This is a genomic window from Vibrio sp. 2017_1457_13 (genome assembly GCF_030851525.1).
Classification (GTDB): domain Bacteria; phylum Pseudomonadota; class Gammaproteobacteria; order Enterobacterales; family Vibrionaceae; genus Vibrio; species Vibrio metschnikovii.
This window is the reverse complement of record NZ_VHTA01000003.1, coordinates 277,978-300,428: the sequence shown is the minus strand read 5'-3', so window position 1 is coordinate 300,428 and position 22,451 is coordinate 277,978. Positions and strand designations below refer to the sequence as shown.

Below are 22,451 nucleotides of genomic sequence, written 5' to 3'. Positions count from 1 at the left end.
ACTTGGATTGGGGCAAATGTTTTAGCTGGCAGTTTCGCTCTCTAACTGAATTCTGTGAGTCAATCAATTATTACACTTAACGATTAAGTGAATATTCATTCATGAGGAGGGGCTAGATTAAGACGCCAGATTGAATGGATACACATAGCTACTTGTTCGACTAAAAAGAAAAATGAATGACCATCGTTCCACTAGCACCTGAAGTGGTGCGCTCTTAATTCACTCAGACAACACCACAACATTCGAAGCCTGAATATTGACAATATTTATCACTCAAGATCGATATTAGAAGAATATAGCATGGTCACCGTATGGTCACAATTGTGACCATGTACGCCCATTCAGGTATAGTTCAGTGAATATTTAATGAATAACTATGTAAGGATGAGATAAGGAAACATTGATAAGGCTATATAAACTCTAGAAACAACAAAGCCCGCTGAGAGCGGGCTTTGCATAAAATTTGGTGGGTCTAGGCAGACTCGAACTGCCGACCCCTACCATGTCAAGGTAGTACTCTAACCAACTGAGCTATAGACCCAAATTTTTTCTTGTTCACATTGGTGCGTCCGAGTGGACTCGAACCACCGACCCCCGCCATGTCAAGGCGATACTCTAACCAGCTGAGCTACGGACGCATCACTTGAGAACGGGGTGGATATTAGCGATTGATTTTACTCAGTGCAAGTGGATTTTTACTATTTTTGACTCAACTGACTCTTACGTGATCAACTTGCTTGTTTTTTACTCTAAAATAACCGTTGTCATCCAATCTTTCTGTCTAAGTTCACAGTCATCTCCCTTTTATAGTAGGTCGTGAGTAAGTCATAAAAAAGAGAAAAGGCGGGTCACATCAAAAATTAAAAAGGCCGTTAATTAGAACTAGCTCCTCTTTTTGTGATTTGGATTCAAAAATAACGTTGATTGGTGAAGGCAAATGGGTACTATAACGGCTATTCGAACGAATATGCAATTGAGTCGGTAGAACATGGATGCAAAACTGTTTAATCATTCACAAACGCTAAGAGCGTCCGTACTTCGCGGGCTGAGCTTATTTTTGTGTTTTATTGCTCTCTCTATGGCCATCTTCAACGTTGTCTACCATCAAGCACTCGGCCTAGCGAGTATTGAAGTTCTGTTTTCAGGCTACTCTTTCTATATTCATCAATACGCTAAACAGAATGACTACTCTGAGCGCCATGCTCAGTTTTACGTTTGTGTCCTATTAACGATCATAGTGTTAGCAACTTATCTACAACCGATTAGCAATGGAACCTTTATATGGGGCTTATTGGCTCCGGTGGTACTTTACGTCTTTCTGGGTCAGAAACTAGGCGGAGTAGTAACCGGTATGATCGTCGTGTTCATCAGTTGCCTTTTGTTTATTCAGCTCCCCTACTCATCGTATCCTAATGCGATACCTGTACTGATTAATTTTAGTTTTTGCTATAGCGGCCTTTGGTTTATTGCTCATCTTTATGAATCTAATCGCCATAAAATTGAATTTACGCTGACTCATTTAGCCACTCGAGACCCATTAACTGGAGCTCATAATCGACTTTCGCTGCATTCTGCATTTGACTATTTTGAGCAAAACAAGAGCCCAAATACCTCGCTTTGCTTATTGATTATTGATTTAGATTACTTCAAACAAATCAACGATCAGTTTGGCCATGATACTGGCGATAAAGTGCTAGTAGAAACATGTCGATTATTTGCTCAACACGTTGGGGAGAAAAACTTATTTCGAATTGGTGGGGAAGAGTTTTGTATTACTCTCTTTGATCATTCACTGTTACAGGCAGAGCAAATCGGCGAAAGGCTACGCAATCTTGTTGCTAATTACTCATTTTCTAAACAACAAGCTATCCAGTTAACACTCAGTGTCGGTATTTGTGAGTATCGCAGCGGGGATAACTTGAATGAGTTAATTAAATTAGCGGATATGGAACTGTATAAAGCGAAAAAAAATGGCCGAAATCAAGTCTGTATTTGTCAATCATCAGCCAGCAAAGATTATACTGAACTTTCACAAGCTGATTCAATTTAGCCGTTTTATTTCGGACACCGGTACCTCAGCTTCATCAGTTTCAAAAACAACGTTATAATTCTCAGTATAGGTACAATGAGGTAAACGACTACAAGTGAAAAATCGTCGGCCTTTAAACTCACCTTGGCTGGCCGTCTTGATGACCATTGGGCTACCACAACGCTTACAAAAACGAACTTCTTTATCCGGCTCAATAAGATCAATATGTGCGGCAAGCAATCGGCGTAGTTTACCCACTTGATAACTGTATTTAATATTGGCGCCAATTAGTGGAATATTAGCTGACTGACATACTTGCAGTAACAACTTTTGTCGCTCTATTTTTCCTTTGTTTAACGGTTTTCCATCATCGAGTTCCATGATGACTCGTGGTTCTAACGTTCTTGCATCGCAAACCACAAAACTAAAATAATGCTTAGCAATCCGGCTATGAGCAATAAACCATTGTTTTTTGTTCTTCAATGGTTTGGGCATAACAGCATGGGTCATGCTTACTTTTGCCAGCACAATGCCGTGCTCACCGACGGCGGCTCTTAATGCATTAAAAAAGGTACTTTCTGCGGCATTCAGTAACGGGCCACTTTTTTTGTAAGTGTAATCTTTACTATCATCATTACGAATTAAATATTTTTGAATGAATAGAAAAAAACCAACCAAAAGAGCAACTATAATAAAGACGTTCGCCATAGTACCTATTCTTTATCTATACAACGCTAACGAGAAGCTTATCGCTATATTGACTATTATTAAAAAATAAAACTATCCATCAAACCGACCATCTTACCAATTTCAGGTTTAGTGATAGTGTCGTTAGCACCTAGAGCAAGCGCTTTAGCTCGGTTATCATCGCTCATTAATGATGAGAACATGATGATTGGTGTTTGGTTATATGCTTCATTCTCACGTAACCGTTTGACTAAATGCATCCCATCCATACGAGGCATTTCTACATCAGTCACGATGGCATTCACCAACTCACTAACGGAGGTATTCTCTTCTTTGGCCACACGCTGAATATCCATTAGCTTTTCGTACGCTTCTCCCCCATCTTTACAAGCAATCACGTTATAACCAGCTGAACTCAGCGTTTCTTGAATCATACTACGAATAAATGCCGAATCATCGACTACCATGATCGTTTTAGCATTGCGTTTGCTGACCATTTTCTGATTTAAATCAATCGAACGATCCATTTTAACATCGTATTTACCCATACTTAATTCTGGGTTGATGTCAGCAATGATTTTCTCAAAATCTAAAATCATGATCAGCTTTTTGTCTTTACGGACGACGGCAACGACACAGTCTTGCTCACCAGCTTCTAAAAATTGACTCGGTGACTCAACATCATTCCACGAAATACGGTGAATTCGACTAATACTGTCAATTAAAAATCCGTTTGTCATACGGTTAAAATCGGTCACTATAACGTATTTGTTCTTAATATCTGGGCGAGTGGGAACACCAAGCCAACCAGCAAGATCGACTAAGGGTGTTAATATTTCCCGAGAAGAAAAGACCCCTATCATGTGAGGCTGTGCATTGGGATAATCGGTGGTTTCAGGTACACGAATGACTTCTCGTACTTTGGCAACGTTAATCCCGTAGTAACAGGTTTTCGTCTCACCACTAGGCAATAGTTTTTCTAGATGGAATTCAATAATTTCCAGCTCATTAGTACCACTTTCTAATAAAATTGTATTATTTGGATTGCTCATAATCATTCACATCTTTTCGGCAAAGCGTTAAGTTCGTTCCTTTTTGTAGTATATACGCAAGTCGTCCAAAGAAAATGATAATGGGGTAGATTGTTTATTTAATTTGTTATCTATACCCAATTACCAAGAAAAAAGTCTCTCGTTAATCCGCCATGGCTCCCTTAAACCGTGCTATTGCCAGCAAGTCTATGAATATAGATGAGTAGTTGTAAAAGAAGCACCACAGAACCAATGATTAACCCATTAAAATGGGAAAAATCACACCTCAATAGAAACTCTTTTGCATATCAATATGTGACATCGATCACTTATAATGTCGCTTATTTTTTACTCAACAGGTACGTTCTTCTATATACTGATAAGTGCAGTGAGGTGTTAAATCATCAATCATTCCCTACTCATCATAATCATTTAAATAGATTAGGAACGATTGACTTATCTCATTTTACATCGTCAGGAGGAAAGTCATTATGGAAAAAGATGCTTTAGGTATATGCCTTTCACGAGACATGCTAAGCGAGCATCTTCTGTCAACGTTTACTCATGTTCGGGCTTACGAACTGGCGGTAGAAAACGATGAACAAGTCCGCGTATTATTCGCTTTTCCACAAATGTCGGGCAAGGATGTGCTCACTACGATGCAAGGCACGAAAAAATTGATTTGGCGAGCAGATTTCTTCTGTCCCCATTTCCCTCATCGATAAATCAAAGCTGATTCGTGGTAACGAATCAGCTTTGAACTCTTGTTACAACAAAACACTACCCTCTCGAAAAAAAACTCGCTACTATAGAGTAATCACTCTAAATCGAACTCTGAACGGTAACATGAAGCTAAAAACCATTACTTTGACGTTGTGCTCGTTGCTGGGTAGTGCTTCTGTCCATGCCATGCCGATTTCGTTTCAGCAAGCTTGGGATATTTTGCAGCAAAGCAACCACTCATTAGCCGCCGAACGAGCCAGTGTTGAGCACTATCAGCACCTCCAAGATTCTACGGCAAATCTTAATCTTCCTTCGGTTTCATTAGGAGCCAGCTATACTCGGCTTGATAAAGATGTCACTTTATCCGTACAACAAATTGTAGGCAGTAGCGGGGCTCACTTACCGACCTTGCCGCCGCCATTAAATCAATTGGGGTCTCTTAGCTCAACGATCACTGAACGTGATATTTTTAGTTCTTCGATTCGAGCGGTATGGCCTATTTTTACCGGTGGACGTATTACCGCCGCTCAAACGGCCGCTCAAGGCAGAAAAGAAGAAGCACAAAGTCAATTAGCGATGGTAACCCAAGCACGCTACGAAGATTTAGCCAAGTACTACTTTAGTGTGGTTTTAGCACGCGAAGTGTTACAAACTCGGCTTGCCGTTGAGCAAGGATTGACTCAGCATCGAGATAAGGCCCTTAAACTTGAGCAACAAGGTCAAATCGCTTTAGTTGAGCGTCTACAAGCCGAAGCCTCCCTTGATAAGGCAACGATTGATCGTAAAAAATCAGAAAAAGATTTAGATATTGCACAAAGTGCTTTAACTCAAATACTTAATCAACATCAGCCTGTTGAACCAAGTGGGCAGCTGTTTATTAACCAAAGCCTTCCTCCTTTGAGTGCTTTTATACAGCAAACCTTAGCAACCTATCCTGGCCTTGATCTGCTCAGCGCAAAAGAGAAACAAGCCAATAGCCTTATCAAGGCTGAGAAAGGGAAATACTACCCAGAGGTGTATCTATTTGGTAACTATAGCTTACATGAGGATGACTCATTAGCGGGCCAAATGAAACCCGATTGGCTCGTTGGCGTTGGCGTCAGTGTGCCTTTAATTGAAAATACTGGGCGTAGCCACCAAGTGAAAGCCGCCAATAGCTTAGTCTCACAAGTCCGCTATTTGCGCGCCCAAGCAGAACAAGATTTAACGGTATTGGTTGAAAAAACCTATAAAGAAGCCGAACAAGCTCTAGAAGAAGCACAAGGGCTTAATTCAAGCTTACGCTTGGCACAAGAAAACTTATCATTACGTCAGAAAGCCTTTAATCAAGGTCTGGCCACTTCGCTTGACGTTGTCGATGCCGAACTTTATTTAGCCAGCATTAAAACTCAACAAGCCGTGGCTGGTTTTAACTATCTCATTTCTCTGAGTAAGCTTTTAGCCTTATCGAGTGAGATGCAAACTTTCTCTCATTATAAGCAGATGGCAGTTCCTTTAACGATGCTGCCCAATCACCTTGTCGATTCACAAAGGGAACCTTCATGAAAGCGGTTAAATCTTCTGTTATTGTAATTTCTGTCGTCGCCGCCGTCGCTTGGATAGGTTATAGCTTTTATCAAGCTTATCAGCCTCAACCCATTCGTCTCCAAGGACAAATTGAGTCTCAACAATACAGTATCTCATCCAAAGTGCCGGGACGTATTGATCAAGTCTTTGTTCGCAAAGGGGATCTCGTCAGCAAAGGTCAGCTAATTTTCACCATTCATAGTCCGGAAATCGAAGCTAAGTTAGAACAAGCGATGGCGGGGCAAAGAGCGGCTGGCGCATTAGCTCAAGAAGCGGAAACGGGTTCACGTAGCCAACAAATACAAGCAGCAAGAGACCAATGGCTAACCGCAAAAGCGGCGGCTGATCTGGCTGAAAAAACCTATTTACGAGTGAATAATCTCTTCGAGCAAGGCGTTGTTGCTGAGCAAAGACGAGATGAAGCCAATACTCAATGGCGTGCAGCCAGATACAGTGAAAATGCCGCTCTACAAATGTATGAAATGGCTAAAGAAGGGGCTCGTAAAGAGACCATACTCGCCGCTTCTGAAAATGAACGCATGGCCGCAGGTGCGGTGGCTGAAGTAGAAGCTTATGCCGCTGATACTCGCATTGAAAGCTGGTTTGACGGTGAAGTGTCTCAAGTATTAATGCAAGCCGGAGAATTAGCCCCGCAAGGTTTTCCTGTCGTCACCGTGGTTGATCGCGCCGACTCTTGGGCAGTCTTTAATGTTCGAGAAGATTTATTGCGCCACTTTGAACAAGGATCAACCTTCAAAGCATTCTTACCTGCGTTGGATAAATACGTTGAATTTACCGTGACCCACATCGCAGTAATGGGAGACTTTGCTACTTGGCGATCAACCGATACTTCACAAGGTTTTGATCTAAGGACCTTTGAAGTTGAAGCTCGTCCCACACAACCCGTTGATGGGTTAAGAATGGGCATGAGTGTTGCTGTTGAGTTATAAGACCATGTCAAACCGTCTCCCTTCACAGTGGCAGTTGTTACGTCACGATCACTGGCTACTCTCATGTCTGACTTGGGTGCCCATTACTCTAGCGGCGCTATTATGGTGGATATTTTCCCAAGGTATCCTCCATCATTTACCGATAGGTGTGGTCGACCTATCACACAGCCAATTATCGCGGCAAATGGTTCGTCAACTGGATGCTACATCAACCTTATCGGTAACACGCCACTATCAAAGTGCCTCGGAAGCGAAACAAGCATTAATCTCAAGTGATATTTATGCTTACGTCGTTATTCCTACTCAGTTTGATAAAAGTATTTATCGTGGGGAGCAGCCTCAAGTCAGTACTTTTTACAATAGCCAATATATTTTGATTGGACGATTAATCAATTCAGCGGTTCTTCAAGCCCAAGGAACATTTAACGCTCAACTGGATGGAGCCAGAACCTTAGCAAAAGGCGATCAAACCCTGTTGAGCGCTTTGGGACAAGCGGTGCCTGTTCGAACTCAAGTGACTCCACTGTTTAATAAAAATAATCACTATGCTCAATTTTTAGTCTCTGCGGCGGTTCCTGCACTGTGGCAAATTTTTATCGTGGTCGCGACAATTTTAATTTTAACGGCAAATTATCGTGAATATGGTCTACAACGTTGGTTAGCGGCTCACCCTTTCCGAAACCTGAGTAAAACACTGGCTCCCTATTTTGTCATTTTCCTACTTCAGGGAATTGGATTTTTAATTTGGTTCTATCAAGCCATGCAATGGCCGATGCACGGTAGATTCTCAATCATCATTGTTGCTCAGATGGTGACTATTTTAGCTTGTATGATTATGGGCTGTTTTTTTTACTTTTTAACCCTTGACCCTGCTCGAGCAATGAGTTTTGCGGGTGCATTTACCGCGCCGAGCTTTGCGTTCATGGGCGTCACTTTCCCTGCCTCAGATATGAGTAGCGTCGCGCTCGCTTGGCGAAGTTTGTTACCCATCAGTCATTATATTGAAGTGCAGATCAGCCAAGTCAATTATGGACTGAACGCTCAGCAGTCACTTCAGCATTTATGGCCAATGCTCGGTTACCTACTCCCTTTAGTGATCACACTCGTGCTTATTAATAAACATCAAAGCAAAGAAACCGCGCTAAGGAGTAATCATGACTCTGTTTAATCTGTTCAAAGCCGAGTTAAAAGCGCTGATAACTAATCCTGTCGTGATGTTAACCATGATCGGTGGTGTGGTTTTTTATTCTTTTCTCTATCCATTACCGTATAGCCAACAAACCCCTCGTGAATTACCCATTACTGTAGTGAATTTAGATAAAAGCCAGACTAGCTATCAACTTGAGCGAATGGTTGATGCTACCCCACAGATAAAAATCATCCAGCGAAATCACTCGATCGTGGATGCCAAAGCAGCCTTTTTAGCTGGCGAAGTGAGTGGTATTTTGGTGATCCCTGAACATTTCTATAAAGATTTACTGCTCGGTAAAAGCCCAACGCTAGCCTATGCCGGAGACGCGGCGTACTTTCTGGTCTATGGCACGGTGGTAGAGGGATTGGTTCAAGCTGGTGGCACCTTATCAGCGAAAGCGAAAGTCGCGCGCTTGGTCGTCGATGGAGAGCCTTTAGGTCTCGCGACGGAACACTGGTCGGCACTACAATCGAATATGAAGCCGACTTTTAACCCTAAAATGGGTTATATCGATTACGTTGTGCCCGGTGTATTTGTGTTGATTTTGCATCAAACACTGATTATGGCGGTGGGATTAATGGTCGGTACTCAAAAACAGGGTAAAGGCTACTGGCAGCGCGTCTCTCCACTTCGACTGATTGCAATAAGAACACTGCTGTTTGTCGCCTGTTATTACCTCCTCAGTATGTATTACTTTGGAGCCAGTTTTAGTCGTTTAGGTATCAGTACTCTCGCCAATATGGGGCAATTACTGACACTTTTATTGCCCTTTTTATTGAGTGCTTGTTTTCTCGGTATCTGGCTTGGTGCGCTCGCCCCAAGGCGAGAGCTCGTCACCGTTGTCGTCTTAATCAGCTCGATGCCTTTAGTTTTCTCTTCTGGTTTTATTTGGCCACTAGAAGCGATTCCGCCCCCTATCACTTGGCTGGCCAGCCTATTTCCAAGCACCCCAGGGATACAAGGTTTTCTTGCTCTTAATCAAATGGGCGCGGAATGGTGGCAAATTGCACCACAATGGACACTGCTTTGGTTACAAACCTTAGGTTGGGGTTGGCTAGCGTGGTGGCAATACCGTCGAACCGGCAAAGGAAAACTCGCTCATCATGACTAACTAATCTCTACTCAGGATAATGAAAGTTCTACAAGCTTTCTTATCCTGAGTTGGCATGAAATCATAAGAACCAAAGAATGACTTCGGTGGTTTGAACAGCCCACAAGCCCTTGTATTATCGCCATCGCTCCCCTGCGATACCCTTCCTATTTGAAGCTGCAGGAGTGTTGGCTACGTTTTGTTCACCCCAATCATAGAGTCTATCTATGCTCATGGGGACTCACTCACCTGCCGCCGACCTGCAACTCCAAGTTGTTTGGGTATACATGCATCTGTTATCGCTATTAACACGAGATCCTTCCTCTATCTTATTCCTTATCGAAGTTAAATAAATAACCATGATAGATATCACTTAGCTATCGACTTTTAAAGTTGCATAGGTTATAAGTCTAGAAGTATAGACGTCCATTAGCTTAGGGAGCAAGCCGTGCCAATTAAGATCCCCGATCAACTACCTGCAACCGATGTGCTACGCCAAGAAAACATCTTTGTTATGTCTGAATCTCGTGCATCGACACAAGGTATTCGACCTCTTAAGGTATTAATTTTAAACTTAATGCCCAAAAAAATTGAAACCGAGACACAGTTCTTACGACTGCTGTCTAATTCCCCTTTGCAAGTTGATATTGAGTTATTACGCATCGATGATCGTCCGAGTAAAAATACACCGGAAGCCCATCTTAATGCTTTCTATCGTCAATTTGATAAAGTCAGTCAACGCAATTTCGATGGCCTTATCATTACTGGCGCGCCGCTTGGATTGGTTCAATTTGAAAATGTCGCTTACTGGGATCATCTACAGCGCGTCATGAATTGGGCCAAACATCATGTCACTTCAACGTTATACATTTGTTGGGCTGCGCAAGCTGGGTTAAAACTGCTATATAACCTTCCCAAACGCACTCGAGAAGAAAAACTCTCTGGGGTTTATCAGCATGAGATTCATCAGCCTTTTCATCCTTTACTAAGAGGATTCGATGATACCTTCCTCGCTCCACACTCTCGTTATGCTGATTTCGCAGCTGATTATCTAGAGCAACATACCGATCTCGATCTGCTTGCAACATCAAGCATTGCAGGCGTTTATTTAGCGGCAACGAAAGATAAACGAAATGTATTTGTGACTGGCCACCCTGAGTATGATGCTGATACCCTACATCAAGAATATGTGCGAGATCTTGCCGAGGGTTTGCAACCGCCAATTCCACTCAATTATTATCCTGACAATAATCCAGATCAGCCACCACGGGCGAGCTGGCGAAGCCATGGACACTTATTATTTGCCAATTGGCTTAATTACTGTGTTTATCAACAAACGCCCTATGATCTTGAGCACTTTAGTGAAGATAAATTCACTAAAGACGATTAACACTACTTCCCCTCTTACCTTAGGCTAACTGAGTTTGCTAACTGACTCGCATCCTTGTCGGTTAGCCATTTTTCAAACCCCCAATCATTCTATTATAGACGCCACAACAACTTGAATTTACGGCTGTATTTGGGCTTCGCCAAGATCCTTTAATCACTCTGATGAGTTCTATCGATAATGTGATGCCAGAGAATCAGTGCGATGACACTACTGAACATTCGAGTAAAACAAACATCACAACGTCGCTGAATGGAGAAATGGCATGAAATTGGGAGCCGTATTAGGATTAGGGATCAGTGCCTTGTGGCTAAGTGGCTGCGTTACTATGACGGAACAGGGACAAGCAGAATTACGAAGTACTCCAATTGAAATGGCAGAATCAAGAATTGCGTTAGGGTTAGGTTATCTCGAACAAGGTAACCGAGTAAAAGCTCGGCAAAGCCTACAAAAAGCACTCCAACATGCACCGCACTATTACCGCGCTCAGCTCTCCATGGCGCACTACTTTGAAATAGTGGGAGAGAATGAAACGGCGCAGCAGCTTTATCAAACCGCATTAAGGGAGCACCCCAGAAATGGTAATGTGCTTAATAACTACGGTGCCTTTTTGTGTAAACAAGGGGAATATAGCCGAGCCGATCAATATTTTATGCGTGCCGTTGAGCAGCCTTACTATTATCTGATCCCCGCCAGCTATGAGAATGCAGGATTTTGCGCTTTAAAATCGGGCGATAAACAAAAAGCGCACTATTATTTCGAACGTTCGTTAGATCATGACCCTAATCGTGCTCGCTCAATCCTACAACTGGCTAAGTTGGAGATTGATAATGACCAATTTATTCCAGCACGGCTGCGTTTAATGAAGTTCCATCAACAATATGGATATCAAAAGACATCCTTAGAGCTATTGATTGAACTAGAAAAACGCAGCGGCAATCCTGCTTTAGAAAACAAATATCAGGCATTATTAGCAGAGCTGGTCTAACTATTTTTTGATGTTGGTAGGGCGGCCATCTTTGCCGCCTTTACGCTCGCGATAATTGACACGGCGCTGCTTTTTAACGGCTTTGGCACGTTCAATTTTCTTATATTCACGATAAGCAATACGAATAAACTTAATCAGCCCAGCTAAGAGTAGTAACCCAAAGACGGTCATAAAGGGCACGCAAAGCCACTCAGGTTGACATGGCAGATAGAAGTCGATGTCCATTTGTGGCCTCCTTAGATTTAGGCGCTATTTATACCTCTTACTGATTTATCGGCAGATAAGCCATATTCTTGACTCTGATGTCATTATACACGTAATTTATCTAAAATTTTCGCTTTCAGAACGACTTAACCTTGTTGAGCTCTCAATTCTAGTACCATCATGTATAGCCGAGCATCAAACTCTAACTGATGATAATTAGGCTCCATATGACAACACAGTTGGTAAAAAGCTTTATTGTGGTCTTTTTCACGTAAATGGGCCAACTCGTGCACAACGAGCATACGTAATAAAGGCTCTGGTGCTTGTTTGAATGCACTAGCAATACGAATCTCATTTTTGGCTTTTATCTTGTTGCCGTGCACCCGAGAAACATAACTGTGTAGACCGAGCGCATTATTAATAAGATGAATTTTGCCATCGTACACCACTTTACTCAGCGGTGACGTCTTCTTCATATACTGATTTTTAATCGCCATCGTGTAGTTAAACAGCGCTTTTTCACTCTGGATAGCATGCCGCTCTGGGTAACGCTGCTCAAACCAAGAGATCAACTTATCTTGAGTGATTAATTGTTGAATTTGTTCTATTAGCGAGGTGGGATAACCTTGAATATACTTCAATACAGGATGCATAAATTCACTCTGTCGCATCAATTTTTGACGTGGCAGTGTAACTTAAATGGCCCAAGAAGTAATGCCTATTGCCACTACAAGGCGGCTTGTGTATCGGCTCAGCCAGCGTTAGAATTCGCCCTTTTGGTCAAAGTGAGCCTAAAAATGAAACGTGTTGTCCTTTATGTCAAAGACAAGTGCCCTCACTGTAAAGATGCCCAGCGTTATTTGGATGCGAAAGGTATTCAGTACCGTTTGTGTAATGCCAAAATGGCGCGCGGTCGCAAAGAGTTAGATGCGCTAGGAGCAAGAAGTCTCCCTGTCCTCAAAATTGGCGATCAGCTCTTGATTGGCTGGAACGTCAGTAATTTTGAACGACTCTATACCCAAAAAAGCTAAGCGCGGCGGATTAAACGTATTGCTTTACAAATTCGATAAACGTTCTATCGGCATTAGATAAATAGCCTTCTTTACGCCACGCTAACGCGAGATCAATGGAGACGGGAGGTGTGAACGGTATTGCTCTCACTTCCGGTTCATTATCTGCGACCAGCTTCAATAAAGCAGTAATCGCGTGTTCTTGTTTAACAATGCTGAGGATCATCGGTAACAGATTAGTCTCAAAAGCAATTTTTGCCTCATGTTGATGTGTTTTACAAACCTTATCAATGAACTCACGGTGAAAATAACCCGTTTTAAACATCACCAGTTGATGCTCAAAAAATTGCTTAAAATCGATCTGTGTTTGAGCAGCCAGTGGATGATGCTGGCCTACAACGGCCACCATCGGGGAAGAGAGTAACGGGTCAGTTTCTAAATCAGCAGGCACATCTTGATTTAAAATCACGCCGACATCGAGCTCTCCTGCTAATAACATTTTGCGTATCGATTGGGTTCCCGCATCAATGACCGTCATTTTTAAATTCGGAAACTGGGTTTTAAACGCCATTACGATCGGTGGAAAAAAATAACTACCCATCATACTTGGTGCACCTAAGCGCACTTCCCCTTTTACCAGTCCTTTGAGTTCATCCATGGCTAATTGAGCATTGTCGATTTGCTGCAAAATTCGTCGAGCATGGTCGATTAATACCGAACCTTCATGCGTTAAACTTACTTTACGATCACCACGCTTAAATAGGTTTACACCCAGCTGCTGCTCAAATTTTTTAATAGCAATACTTAATGCTGGCTGAGCGATGTGCAGTTGCTGTGCGGCATGAGTGAAGTTCTCATGCTCTGCCACCGCAAGAAAATATCGTAATTGACGACTATCCATTAGCTATTAATTAAAGTTATTGCTTCGATATTTATAATATATTTTATTAATCCGGATAACGCTGCTAGTTTGATCACATTAAGCTTCCCTAACGACTTCACCTGGTCAATAAAACGTATGATTGAACAACACAGCCCAGCCTATCGCCGAGTTACGTTTGCTCTTGCACTTGGATCTTTTTTGATCTTCTGTAACTTGTATCTTTTCCAACCAATGCTGCCTTATCTGGCTCAACACTTTGCGGTGTCAGAAACACAAATTAACTGGCTGTTTGCTGCCTCAACGTTAGCATTATCGGTAAGCTTAGTGCCTTGGGCGATCAGTTCTGAAGTTTTTGGCCGTCGCGGGGTGATGCTGCTCGGGCTGTTTGCCATGCCATGGTTTGGATTACTCACTCTATTGAGCGATCAATTATGGGTACTGATCATCAGTCGAGCTTTGATGGGGATTGCCCTAGCCGCTTTTGCGTCTGTTGCGGTGGCTTATATGGTCGAAGAATTATCGCCACAAGCGTTTAACAAAGCGATTGGTGGATATATCGCCGCCAATTCACTTGGGGGGATCAGTGGTCGTATTGCTGGCGGGTTGTTAACGGATGCTTTTGGCTGGCAAACGGCCGTCGTTGCTATGGCTATCTTTACTTTATTTGGCGCATTGATTGTTTATTTTTCTTTGCCCGTACAACACCATTTTACGCCACAACGTGGGCGTTTTTTACAACATAATCAAGCACTCATATCTCATCTAAGACAACGTAACTTATGGTTAGCCATGCTCATCGGTGGCACCAACTTTGCTTTGTTCGTTAATCTCTATTCGGTAATGGGTTTTCGCTTAGTCGCAGATCCGTATGCGCTACCCGTTGGCATTGCCTCATTAATCTTTCTTTGTTATCTCGCGGGCACCATCAGCTCTCGACTCACAAACCGCTGGACATCGCATTATCATCCTGTCGCCGGGATGATTCTTGGTGCCATGGTCAGTATGGCCGGAATGTGGCTAGCCGCCGTCGAATCATTATGGTTTATGGTGTTTGGTTTACTTTTGATAAGCTTCGGCGCTTTTTTCACTCATACCTTAGCTTATGCTTGGGTCAGTCAAAAAGCGGTTCAAGCCAAAGCAACCGCGACCGCACTGTACCTAGTACATTACTACGTAGGGGGTAGTCTGGGCGGATTTTACCTGCTCTATTGCTGGCAACAGGGAGGCTGGGTAATGGTTACTCTTGGTGGCACGGTGTGTTATTTGATTTTGTTCTTACTTTGCTGGCAGCTATACCCAAAGCAAGAAAAAGTGGCGATCAACAGTAAGTAACCGATACAATCTGATATTACTCTATGTCTGAGTAGTATTACGCTGCTAAGACGCTTATTCATCACTATACCCAAACGACTTGGAACAATAGGTAGGCGATCAGTGAATCAATTCCAGTCAGCATCAATCAGCGATGCTGATGGGAATTGACGAAGCTCGCCAACATTACTGCGACTTCAAGTGGTAAAGGGATATTAATCAATGTGCTCAACCATTATGTCAACACTTAGTCCCTCAACGATTACCGAACATGTCAATCAATGGCTCAATGACGTCGTGATTGGTTTAAACTTATGTCCATTTGCTGCAAAACCTCAACGCAATCAGCAGATTAAAATTTTCGTTAGTCAAGCGAGCCGTGAAGAAGCGCTGCTACAAGATATTCTTGATCAATTACTCGAACTGGATACGAAAGAAGCACAAGAGCTAGAGACAACCTTAGTAGTGGTCCCTAATATGTTAGATGACTTTATGGACTACAACTTTTTTATCGATTGGGTTGAAGCCTTGATTCGTCAGCAAGACTGGGAAGGCATTTTCCAAGTCGCGACCTTTCATCCTCATTATTGTTTTGCTGGAACCTGCCCAGAAGATGATGAGAACTTAACCAACCGTTCACCCTATCCTATCTTTCATTTAATCCGTGAACAGAGCATGGAAAGAGTACTGAAACATTATCCGAACCCAGAAGCGATTCCTGAGATAAATATTCAACGTGTTAGTCAGCTCTCTCCCGCTGAACGCAAGGCGCTTTTCCCTTATTTATTTAATCAATAGGCGCGAGAAAAGCGACGAATGACTCTTCGCCAGTGACCGGATATTATCGAAATCTTAATGGGATTTATGCCTTGAAAATGCTACTCTAGTCGCATCATTCTTAGTGAGAGAATAAAATGAGCAAATTAACAGCAGATATTCAAGCGAACCTGGATCTTTTCATCAAAGAGTCCCAAGAAAACAAATTGGTATGGGGACTACGCAATGAAGAAGGCTGGCTTTCTTGTGAATCGACTGAGTTTGAAGACAGTGAAGTGATGCCTTTTTGGTCTTCAAAAGAAGATGCTCAACTGCATAACGTTGAAGAGTGGTCTGATTTTGAAGTGCTTGAGATCCCTCTGGATATCTTTGTCGAAGATTGGTTAATCACTTTAGCCGAAGACGGCGTGCTAATTGGGCCAAACTGGAATGCCACACTAGACGGTAAAGAGATGGAATCTTCTGAACTGGCTAAGCTATACCTATAATCCCAGTGATCATAGACAAGGCGCTGATCGCGTCTTGTCTCTTTTTATGCCTCAACGCTAAGCGCTAAACCAATACTATTCGCTCTCCTATCGACCGATATTGTCGTTCGTTTACGAGAAGCAACAATCACCACGGTATTAACCAAGTGGGTGATTAAACGGCTGCCATTAACGCCTATCTATACACTCTTTAAACTATTTCAACCACGGACTAAACCATGCATTTATCTAAGTTGACTGAAGATATCTACCAACACCTCTATCGTGATATTAGCGAATTTCGTCATACGTTTGATCTCCCTGTCGCTGATCCATCGAGCTTAGATAGCCAAGCCGATACCCTGCATACGTCTTTAATTATTGAAGAGCTGACTGAGCTGGCAGAAGCTGACTGTAAAACCGAGCAAGCCGATGCGATTGTTGATAGCGTCTATGTCTTAATGGGACGCCTGGTGCATTTGGGGCACACTCAGATTACCGACAACCTAACAATCAGTTATCTTATTGATTTGCTGTTAAATGTTGCCGTTAATCGTGGGATAGATTTTCTTCCCTGCTGGGATGAAGTGCATGCCTCAAACATGAGCAAAGTCTGTCGTAACGAGCAAGAGTTTATCGATACTGAAGCGTTTTACGCCAAACAAAATATCCCGCTGACGGCAGTACAAAAAGGCGATTACATCATTGCTAAATGTGCTAAGGATGTCGTGATGGAAGGCAAAACCATTCGTCAAGGTAAGGTGCTAAAATCGGTGTATTATCGTCCCGCGAACTTAGCAGCGCTAACCCAATCGTAAACTGATTCGATCATTGTGTTGTCTAAGGCTATCCAATATAAAAATGGCCGTCTCTTTAACGAGACGGCCATTTTATTAGACTGAATTAATCACCATCGCCTTATGCTGAGGCCTCTGACTCAACTTGACCTTGGTGTAAATCTTTAGCCAACAGTAAATACATGGCCGGAACAACAAACAAGGTAAACAGCGTACCAATCGACATGCCACTAGCAATCACTAAGCCCATCGCGTAACGAGAGCCAGCACCAGCACCGGTCGCAATTAATAGTGGGATCATTGCCAATACGGTTGCCGCGGTCGTCATCAAAATAGGTCGTAGACGAATCGCGGTGGCTTCTTCAATCGCATCGCGCTTACTCTTACCATCCATTTGTAATTGATTGGCAAATTCCACAATCAAGATACCGTGTTTAGCGATCAATCCGACCAGCGTCAACAAACCCACTTGGGTATAGATGTTGATGCTGGTGAAACCGAGGCTGGTAAAAATCAATGCGCCACACACACTCATCGGTACGGTAACCATGATAATGATCGCGTTCTTAAATGACTCAAACTGAGCGGCAAGGATCAAGAAAATCACAATCAATGCAAAGAAGAACGTCACAACCAGTTGCTGCCCCTCACTCTTATATTGACGAGATTGTCCGGAATAATCGACGCTAAACCCAGCAGGCATCACTTCTGCCGCAATATTATCAAGTACGGCTAACGCTTCACCGAGCGGAACACCCGGACGTGGCACACCAGAAATTTTCACCGCATTAAGCTGTTGGAATCCACGTAGAGCTTGTGGCTGAACGGATTCACTCAGCGTCACTAAGGCAGACAGTGGCACTAACTCCCCTTGTTGGTTGCGGGTATAATAGTTAGTCAACTGCTCTGGATTAAGACGTTCGCTGCGCTCAACCTGTGGAATCACGCGATAAGAGCGGTTATCCAGTGAGAAGCGTCCAGTATCAGCGCCAGACAGCAGACTGCCTAAGTCAGCGGCAATTTGCTGCATCGACACGCCCATCAGCGCCGCTTTTTCACGATCCACTTCGACGGTTTGTCGAGGACGATTAATTTTCAAATCGCTGTCAACAAAGATAAAGCGTCCGCTCGCCATTGCTCGGCCTAAGATCTCTTGTACCACCTCTTGCAGTGCTTCAAAAGGTTGAGTTGAGCCGATGATAAATTCAACCGGTGTACCACCACCAGGAGAGGGCAGTGACGGTGGCACTAAAGCAAAACTATTGAGCGCGGGTTGCTGAGCAAGAAAAGGCTGAATGTCTTTAGCCAGCACATCATGAGTGAGCCTATCACGACGCTCCCAAGGCGCTAACACGATCCCAGCAATGGCCGTGTTGGTTCCACCCAACCCATTAATGATGAAGACGTTCTCAATTTCTTCCACATCATCAACCAATCTATCCAGTTCTCGAGTACTTTGTGTCAGTGCATCCAGCGTATGATAGCTATCGCTTTCCAAAATAGAGAACACGAAACCTTGGTCTTCTGGTGGCTCTAACTCTGAAGGGCTGGTGATAAACAAGAAGTAACAAGAAACCAGTACAATCGCACCAAAGGTTAACACGACACTCTTACTATCCAGTAAGCTGTGCAGCGTGCGTTGGTACGAATGATGTAATCGGTCAAACTGCTTATCTAACCACTGCTCAAGCGATTTCTCTTTTTTGTTATCGCTGCTGTGTGGCTTAAGAATATAAGCACACATTACTGGCGATAACGTTAACGCAACAATACCCGATAGAATAACCGATGCTGCAAGAGTAAACGCAAATTCAACGAATAATACGCCCGTCAAACCACCAACAAAACCGATCGGTAGAAAAACCGCAACCAAGGTCGTTGACATGGTAATGATTGGCCATGCAAGCTCACGCGCCCCTTGGATCGCCGCATCAATACGACTTTTACCTTCTTCAATATGACGGTGAATGTTTTCGAGCATGATGATCGCATCATCGACCACAACCCCAATCGCCAGTACCATCGCCAGTAGCGTCAGTAAGTTGATAGAGAAACCCAACAACCACATCAAGAAAAAAGTACCAATCAACGATACAGGTATCGCCACCGCAGGGATGATAACCGAGCGAAATGAGCCTAAAAACGCATAAATAACGAAAACAACGATTGCCAACGCCAAAATAATCGACATCACTACTTCATCAATGGCATTTTCGATATATTCCGTCGAGTCATAAGCGATGTACGCAGAAAGTCCTTGAGGCAGCTGAGGAATAATATCTTGATCCCACACTTGACGAACATCTGCGATCACATCCAACGCATTCGCATCCGGAGAGACTTCGATACCAATAAAGGTTGCAGCTAAGCCATTAAAGCTCACCGAACTCTCGTAGTTCTCAGCGCCTAATTCAACCTCTGCAACATCGGCTAAACGAACAACGCTTTGACCGTCACTGCTGACCACCAGTTGTTTAAATTCTTCAACATCGCGTAAATCAGTCGCCGCCGTTAAGTCAATCGCGACCATCTGCCCTTTAGTACGACCTAACGCCGCTAATACGTTGTTACTGCGTAACGCCGTCGCGACATCGCTCCCCGTTAAACCATACGCGGCCATTTTGACTGAATCTAGCCAGACTCGCATAGCAAACGTACGTGCACCAAGAATTTCCGCTCGTTGCACGCCAGGAATGGTCGATAGCTGAGGTTCTACAACTCGAACTAAGTAATCGGTGATTTGGTTATCACCCAATACTTCTGAGTAGAACGCCAAATACATCGCCGCGACACTTTCGCCGACTTTTAAGGTCACCACCGGTTCACGAGCGTTTTCCGGTAACTCTGAGCGAACCTTATTCACCTGAGCAGCAATTTGCGTCAACGCTTGGTTAGGATCGTAATCGAGGCGTAAATACGCTTCGATGGTACTATTACCCGCGACCGACGTAGAGACTAAATAATCAATCCCTTCTGCTGCGGCAATTTCCCGCTCTAATGGTGTGGTGATAAAACCTTGGATAAGATCCGCATCAGCTCCGACATAAGTGGTACTGACACTGATCACCGCATTTTGGATCTCAGGGAATTGGCGAACATTCATATCCATAATGGCTCGTAAACCAAGTAAGATAATGAATAAGCTCACCACCGACGCTAAGATCGGTTTTTTAATAAAAACATCAGTAAAACGCATGAATACTCCTACTGATTCGCGGGTGATGGGTTCACTTCCGCACTCGGTTGAACACGCGGATTGTCACTAATTATGATTTGTGACCCATTACGTAACTTGAGTAAGCCGGAGGTTACAATCCGATCGCCAACCTCTAAGCCTTGTTCCACCGCAATCAGATCGCCACGACGCTCACCCGTTTGCACAAACCGTTGTTGTACCACTAACTTGTCATCTTGCTCTTCAATCACAAATACTGAGTTACCATAAGGGTTAAACTGAATCGCGGTTTGCGGAATTAAGCTAACTGAACGTGGTTTCCCCGTATCCAATTGCACGCGAGCAAACATACCCGGACGCAATGCGAGATCTTGGTTATCCAGAGTGGCTTGTACTTCAATACTTCGACTTGCTTCGCGAACTGAAGGCGCTATAGCAGTAATTTTCCCGGTGAAAACTCGGCCAGCAACGGAATCAACGTTGACTTGCACGCTTTCTCCTAGACGAATATTAGCCAACTGCTGCTCGGGTAAAGTGAAGTTGAGATAAATTGGGGCAAATGATTGTAATGAGACAACGACACTACCCGGAGACAGTAGCTGACCCAAGCTGACTTGGCGCAATCCAGCAATACCATCAAAAGGGGCAAGAATGGTCTTTTGCGCGATCCGAGCTCGTTGGCTTTCTACTGCGGCAGACGCTTGCTTGGCTTCACTCTCACTGCGACGCAGCTCTGACTCAGAGACATTTTTCTCGCGGAACAGACGCTGATAACGCGTCAACTCGATATTGGCTAACTCTTCCACCGCTTGTAATCTTTTTAGCTCCGCTCTATCGACCGAATCATCCAAAGTGACAAGTAGCGTCCCTTTTTTGATATTACTACCGTTAGCAAAATGGATACCGTTGATGATACCACTCGCTTCAGTGGTTAAATCGGTGCTATTAACGGCGACAAAACTACCAATTGCACTGACAAAGGGCTGCCATTCATCGGTGGTGACTTCGCTAGCCGTCACGGTTACCGGTGGAATCGGCATGTTATCGAAAAATTGATTCATAAAATGGTTGCCGACCGCTTTGTAGGCAAAAATGCCACCAAAAATCAGCGTACTGACGATTAACATCAGGATCATGCGTTTTAACATGAAAACTCCTTGCTGGTTGATCCTAAAAATAAAAAGGGTTAGTGAAAAGCAGGATACTTTTCTAGTTCGATTTTCAATGCCGTTACTTTTTGTAAAATAACGTTATCCTCCAGTGATAATAAGGGCTGCCACTCCATCCCATTAAGTAGCATCGTGATGTTACGATAAAGTTGCATCGAATTAGGTGATACCGCTAATGCCTCTAGTAAGCCATCGGCATTAACCAAAGCATGGTGGCCTTGACACTGCGCCCAAGGCGCTAAAGAGAGATCCATTGCGTGATAGCCATAATCAGGCAGCTCACCGCAATCAAGCGCATCTTGGGTTATTCTACTGACGATCTCGCCAATTGGTTTACAGGATTGGAAAATTTTCTGCTTATGAGCGACAGAGACATTTTCCCATACTGCTTCCGTAAAAACGTATTGTTCTAATTTGGCATGTTGCGGATAACGCTGCTGAAATAAACGATCGGCAATCGCTAAAGCCAACATTTTATCGCGCCCGCTGACCTCCAATTGAGCAATACATTCAAAACGTTCGGTTCTATCCGCTGCCTTTAAGCCGACAATAGCGGCCAATAAATCCTCTCGGCTTGCAAAATGTTGATAGAGCGTCCCCGTCGCGTATTGACACTGCTTGGCCAATTTCGCCATATGTAAATTCAAGAATCCATCTTGCTCAATCATGTCGCAAGCGGTTATTAAGAACAGTTGTTCTCTTTCTTGTCGCTCACGAAGCTTTCTTTCTGATGTTGTCATAATCAAACCATACTTGAATGGGAAACAGATTATGAACGTGATTCAAAAAGCGATCAATTTTGATTGTTCACACTTAGTTCACAATTTGTATCAAAATGTGAACTGCAACATCATTTATTCTCATCAATGACTCCCCATCGATGAGAATAAGCAAGAATAGGCAGGGAAAAGAATAAAAAAAGCCACCTTAAGGGCAAGGTGGCTAAAGACTATCAAAGTCTAACAAGAACGAGAATGTATCAATACGTTTAATGCGATTGGCATGCCAAGTTTTC

The 22,451-nt window shown here is 43.4% G+C and carries 21 protein-coding genes and 2 tRNA genes; 13 read left to right on the top strand and 10 right to left on the bottom strand.

Going from position 1 to position 22,451, the window contains the following annotated elements:
- Positions 1-464: 464 nt before the first annotated feature.
- Together FKN88_RS05825 and FKN88_RS05820 are read right to left on the bottom strand one after the other, a co-directional pair.
- Positions 465-541: transfer RNA gene (locus FKN88_RS05825), tRNA-Val, on the bottom strand.
- Between the two features lie 20 nt (positions 542-561).
- Positions 562-638, bottom strand: a tRNA-Val gene (locus FKN88_RS05820).
- 350 nt (positions 639-988) lie between these two features.
- Here FKN88_RS05820 and FKN88_RS05815 point away from each other — a divergent pair.
- Positions 989-2,050, top strand: a complete 1,062-nt coding sequence (locus FKN88_RS05815) for a GGDEF domain-containing protein (RefSeq protein WP_306687311.1) — start codon at positions 989-991, stop codon at positions 2,048-2,050.
- Here FKN88_RS05815 and FKN88_RS05810 read toward each other — a convergent pair.
- A complete protein-coding gene (locus tag FKN88_RS05810) occupies positions 2,042-2,737 on the bottom strand; it encodes a DUF2726 domain-containing protein (protein ID WP_154168004.1) in 696 nt (231 codons plus the stop codon). The genes FKN88_RS05815 and FKN88_RS05810 overlap by 9 nt on opposite strands.
- Positions 2,738-2,796: 59 nt before the next feature.
- Positions 2,797-3,768: a chemotaxis protein gene (locus FKN88_RS05805; RefSeq protein ID WP_040904797.1), complete on the bottom strand. Its 972-nt coding sequence runs from the start codon at positions 3,766-3,768 to the stop codon at positions 2,797-2,799.
- A 470-nt stretch (positions 3,769-4,238) separates the two neighbouring features.
- Here FKN88_RS05805 and FKN88_RS05800 point away from each other — a divergent pair, with 470 nt between their 5' ends.
- The 7 genes from FKN88_RS05800 (at position 4,239) to pilW (ending at position 11,643) form a co-directional block, all read left to right on the top strand.
- Positions 4,239-4,472 (top strand): hypothetical protein, encoded by a 234-nt coding sequence (locus FKN88_RS05800; RefSeq protein ID WP_040904267.1) that lies wholly within the window; start codon positions 4,239-4,241, stop codon positions 4,470-4,472.
- Positions 4,473-4,593: 121 nt separating this feature from the next.
- Complete coding sequence (locus tag FKN88_RS05795; protein ID WP_040904265.1) at positions 4,594-6,015, top strand: TolC family protein; 1,422 nt, start codon at positions 4,594-4,596, stop codon at positions 6,013-6,015.
- Positions 6,012-6,986: an HlyD family secretion protein gene (locus FKN88_RS05790; RefSeq protein ID WP_154168000.1), complete on the top strand. Its 975-nt coding sequence runs from the start codon at positions 6,012-6,014 to the stop codon at positions 6,984-6,986. Before FKN88_RS05795 ends, FKN88_RS05790 begins: the two co-directional genes overlap by 4 nt.
- 4 nt (positions 6,987-6,990) lie before the next feature.
- On the top strand, positions 6,991-8,154 hold the full coding sequence (locus tag FKN88_RS05785) for an ABC transporter permease (protein ID WP_004395146.1): 1,164 nt from the start codon (positions 6,991-6,993) through the stop codon (positions 8,152-8,154).
- Positions 8,141-9,289: an ABC transporter permease gene (locus tag FKN88_RS05780; protein ID WP_158143818.1), complete on the top strand. Its 1,149-nt coding sequence runs from the start codon at positions 8,141-8,143 to the stop codon at positions 9,287-9,289. The genes FKN88_RS05785 and FKN88_RS05780 overlap by 14 nt, the downstream gene beginning before the upstream one ends.
- Positions 9,290-9,716: 427 nt before the next feature.
- The gene (gene metA, locus FKN88_RS05775; protein ID WP_154167997.1) at positions 9,717-10,658 is read left to right on the top strand and encodes a homoserine O-succinyltransferase; all 942 of its coding nucleotides are present in this window, start codon (positions 9,717-9,719) and stop codon (positions 10,656-10,658) included.
- 262 nt (positions 10,659-10,920) lie between these two features.
- Positions 10,921-11,643, top strand: a complete 723-nt coding sequence (gene pilW, locus FKN88_RS05770) for a type IV pilus biogenesis/stability protein PilW (RefSeq protein WP_154167995.1) — start codon at positions 10,921-10,923, stop codon at positions 11,641-11,643.
- Here pilW and FKN88_RS05765 read toward each other — a convergent pair whose 3' ends face one another.
- On the bottom strand, positions 11,644-11,868 hold the full coding sequence (locus tag FKN88_RS05765; protein ID WP_158143816.1) for a hypothetical protein: 225 nt from the start codon (positions 11,866-11,868) through the stop codon (positions 11,644-11,646). It abuts the gene before it with no gap.
- Between the two features lie 125 nt (positions 11,869-11,993).
- Entirely contained in the window at positions 11,994-12,500 is a 507-nt protein-coding gene (locus FKN88_RS05760) for a M48 family metallopeptidase (protein WP_040904263.1), read from the bottom strand.
- 144 nt (positions 12,501-12,644) lie between these two features.
- On the opposite strand from FKN88_RS05760, the gene FKN88_RS05755 reads away from it, so the two are divergent.
- Complete coding sequence (locus FKN88_RS05755; RefSeq protein ID WP_040904261.1) at positions 12,645-12,878, top strand: glutaredoxin family protein; 234 nt, start codon at positions 12,645-12,647, stop codon at positions 12,876-12,878.
- Positions 12,879-12,888: 10 nt separating this feature from the next.
- On the opposite strand, the gene FKN88_RS05750 is transcribed toward FKN88_RS05755, so the two are convergent.
- Positions 12,889-13,758: a LysR family transcriptional regulator gene (locus FKN88_RS05750; RefSeq protein WP_154167992.1), complete on the bottom strand. Its 870-nt coding sequence runs from the start codon at positions 13,756-13,758 to the stop codon at positions 12,889-12,891.
- A 117-nt stretch (positions 13,759-13,875) separates the two neighbouring features.
- Here FKN88_RS05750 and FKN88_RS05745 point away from each other — a divergent pair, with 117 nt between their 5' ends.
- The 4 genes from FKN88_RS05745 to FKN88_RS05730 all read left to right on the top strand — a co-directional run bounded on the left by FKN88_RS05745 (position 13,876) and on the right by FKN88_RS05730 (position 17,113).
- A complete protein-coding gene (locus FKN88_RS05745; protein WP_158138529.1) occupies positions 13,876-15,072 on the top strand; it encodes an MFS transporter in 1,197 nt (398 codons plus the stop codon).
- 216 nt (positions 15,073-15,288) lie between these two features.
- Complete coding sequence (locus FKN88_RS05740; protein WP_115342677.1) at positions 15,289-15,849, top strand: DUF1415 domain-containing protein; 561 nt, start codon at positions 15,289-15,291, stop codon at positions 15,847-15,849.
- A 116-nt stretch (positions 15,850-15,965) separates the two neighbouring features.
- On the top strand, positions 15,966-16,316 hold the full coding sequence (locus FKN88_RS05735) for a DUF2750 domain-containing protein (RefSeq protein WP_004395137.1): 351 nt from the start codon (positions 15,966-15,968) through the stop codon (positions 16,314-16,316).
- 218 nt (positions 16,317-16,534) lie between these two features.
- Positions 16,535-17,113, top strand: a complete 579-nt coding sequence (locus tag FKN88_RS05730) for a nucleoside triphosphate pyrophosphohydrolase family protein (protein WP_154167990.1) — start codon at positions 16,535-16,537, stop codon at positions 17,111-17,113.
- A gap of 100 nt (positions 17,114-17,213) precedes the next feature.
- Here the strand turns inward: FKN88_RS05730 and FKN88_RS05725 are convergent, their stop codons facing one another.
- The 3 genes from FKN88_RS05725 to FKN88_RS05715 are packed head-to-tail and all read right to left on the bottom strand — an operon-like array spanning position 17,214 to position 22,176.
- Positions 17,214-20,288 carry an efflux RND transporter permease subunit gene (locus FKN88_RS05725; protein ID WP_154167988.1) on the bottom strand — a complete coding sequence of 1,025 codons (3,075 nt, stop codon included), beginning with the start codon at positions 20,286-20,288 and terminating at the stop codon, positions 17,214-17,216.
- Between the two features lie 8 nt (positions 20,289-20,296).
- Positions 20,297-21,415, bottom strand: a complete 1,119-nt coding sequence (locus FKN88_RS05720) for an efflux RND transporter periplasmic adaptor subunit (protein WP_154167986.1) — start codon at positions 21,413-21,415, stop codon at positions 20,297-20,299.
- A 38-nt stretch (positions 21,416-21,453) separates the two neighbouring features.
- The gene (locus tag FKN88_RS05715; RefSeq protein ID WP_154167984.1) at positions 21,454-22,176 is read right to left on the bottom strand and encodes a TetR/AcrR family transcriptional regulator; all 723 of its coding nucleotides are present in this window, start codon (positions 22,174-22,176) and stop codon (positions 21,454-21,456) included.
- Positions 22,177-22,451 lie beyond the last annotated feature (275 nt).